Consider the following 1,988-nt stretch of genomic DNA (forward strand, 5'->3'; position numbering starts at 1 on the left):
GGTCAAGGCCGACCGGGACGCCGCCCTGGCGACCCGCCAGGAAGCCGACTCCGCGGTGGCCGACGCGCGGCAGCGCGCGGAGACCGCGCGGGACGAGGCGGAGGACGCGCGCAAGCGCGCGGAAACCGCGCTCACCAACGCGCGGCAGGAGGTCGCCGACCAGCACCGCCTCCTGGACACCCTCCAGGCCCGCGAAGACGCCCACAAGGACGCCCTGGCGCAGCTCACGGGCCAGATCCGGGAGGCGGAGACGATCCGCGACCGACTCCGCGGCGACCTCGCCACCCTCACCCCCGACACCGACGGCACCGGCCCCGTGTGGCGGTCCGAAGCCAAGCAGCAAGGGTGGAACCTCTACTGCTCCGCCCTTGCCGACTCCGGCGGCCGCACCGAACCGACGGCCGCCGACCTCGCTGAGGCATGCGGCATCCACGTCGGCAACGCCCGCAACTGGATCCGAGAATTCCGCGCCGCGCGCGCCGCGCAGCTCGCCGCGCACGAACCGCGCACTGCCGCGCGCCAGCCGCGCGCCGCCGCGCAGCAGCCCGAACTCACCAACGCCTGAACGGAGCTCCCATGAAGCTCGCCCCGCACACTCCGGAACCGCCGGGCTTACGGATTCGGCTGTACAACCTCGTGGGCGCCGCCGTCGACCTCGCCGAGCGCGGCATCCAGTACCGCTACGTCTGCAACGGGTGCGGCCACGAGTCGTACTGGTCATCCAGCCCCAGCGTCCTGTGTGAGAAGGCCAACGAGCACGCCTCCGCGTGCCGGGCCGCCTACCACCGCCTCCCGTCATGACGGTCCGGTTCTGGGACCCGGACGGGACCCGGTACGGCATCCCCACCTACCCCTACCGCCTCGCGCCGGACGGGCTGGCCACGCGCCGGCAGCTCCGCGCCCGCGGTCTGCGGCCCGGCGGCCAGCCCGTCGCCGCGCAGATCCTGTGGCGCTCCCGACGGTCCCGCAACGGGCCGCGGGTCGCCTACCTCTACCGCGTCGACCTCGCCGCCCCGGTGAGGCCGATGACCCCCGCCCGGCGGCGGGCCGTCGACCGGGCCTTGGCCGCCCGCCGCACCTGCCCCGCCTGCGGCACCGACCGCGGCTACACCATCCCCACCTCCCTCGGCACCTGCGTCCCCTGCGCGGAATCTCCCGCACTCGCCGCCTGAACCGACAAGGAGTCCCAGTGCAGTTCCGTCATCGTCTGCTGCTGTGCTCGGCCGAGACGGCCGCCGGGGTGGGCGTGGCCGCGGCCTTCGCCTCCGAGCTGGCTGCCTATCACGTGCCCGTCCAGACGGTCCTGGCCTGCGCGGCCGGGGTCGGCGCCTCGACCCTGTGGGCGACCGGCCGCGTCCTTGACGCCCTCGTGGACGGCCTCACCGCCACCACCCACCACTGCCCGGCCCCCGGCTGCACCTACGCCGTCCAGGTGAGCGGGGTGGACGCGGCGGAGGCCAGGCGGTGGCAGGAGACCGCCGCCGACCACCCCCACCACACCCCCCGCTGACCATCCGCGCCACACGCGACGGCGCCCGGCCCGCTTCCTACGGCCCGGCCGGGCGCCTGATCCATGGAGGGATCGATGAACAGCTCTACCCACCCTCGCGTCTCGTACCACTGCATCCTCACGGTCCGGACCTCTAAGGGGGACTACGCCACTGTCACGCACGTGTTCGACGTGGATGTCTCCCACCCGGACGTCTCCCACGCCGAGTTGTTCAGGATCATGCGTGGCGAGGCTGCCAAGCAGCTGGGCCACGGCTCCTTCGTGATCCTGTTCTTCGCCGCCGAACCCAACCGGCTGGGGGACCGGTGAGCGCGGCACAGACGGCAGTAACGGAACCCGCACCAGCCACCACCGCTGCTGAGCCCGTCCCGGCCCCCGCCGAATCCGCTCCCGCGCAGGCCCGTCCGCAGGCCCAGCCCGGGCCGGACGCGTCCCGGCACACGCCGGGCGGGTGGCCGGTGGTGCCGCTGGCGACGAC

General features: G+C 74.2%; 5 protein-coding genes. All 5 read left to right on the forward strand.

What is annotated here, in order from left to right; genetic code table 11:
- A partial coding sequence (locus AC51EU_RS29935; RefSeq protein WP_496270230.1) for a F0F1 ATP synthase subunit B family protein occupies nucleotides 1-565 on the forward strand: 565 nt, incomplete at its 5' end.
- Between the two features lie 11 nt (nucleotides 566-576).
- Nucleotides 577-801 carry a hypothetical protein gene (locus tag AC51EU_RS29940; protein ID WP_496270231.1) on the forward strand — a complete coding sequence of 75 codons (225 nt, stop codon included), beginning with the start codon at nucleotides 577-579 and terminating at the stop codon, nucleotides 799-801.
- Complete coding sequence (locus AC51EU_RS29945; RefSeq protein ID WP_496270232.1) at nucleotides 798-1,172, forward strand: RRQRL motif-containing zinc-binding protein; 375 nt, start codon at nucleotides 798-800, stop codon at nucleotides 1,170-1,172. Before AC51EU_RS29940 ends, AC51EU_RS29945 begins: the two co-directional genes overlap by 4 nt.
- 17 nt (nucleotides 1,173-1,189) lie before the next feature.
- Complete coding sequence (locus AC51EU_RS29950; protein WP_496270233.1) at nucleotides 1,190-1,510, forward strand: hypothetical protein; 321 nt, start codon at nucleotides 1,190-1,192, stop codon at nucleotides 1,508-1,510.
- 162 nt (nucleotides 1,511-1,672) lie between these two features.
- Nucleotides 1,673-1,819, forward strand: coding sequence for a hypothetical protein (locus AC51EU_RS29955; RefSeq protein WP_496270234.1), 147 nt, complete (start codon nucleotides 1,673-1,675; stop codon nucleotides 1,817-1,819).
- Nucleotides 1,820-1,988: the final 169 nt, after the last annotated feature.

Source organism: Candidatus Streptomyces philanthi (assembly GCF_059553635.1).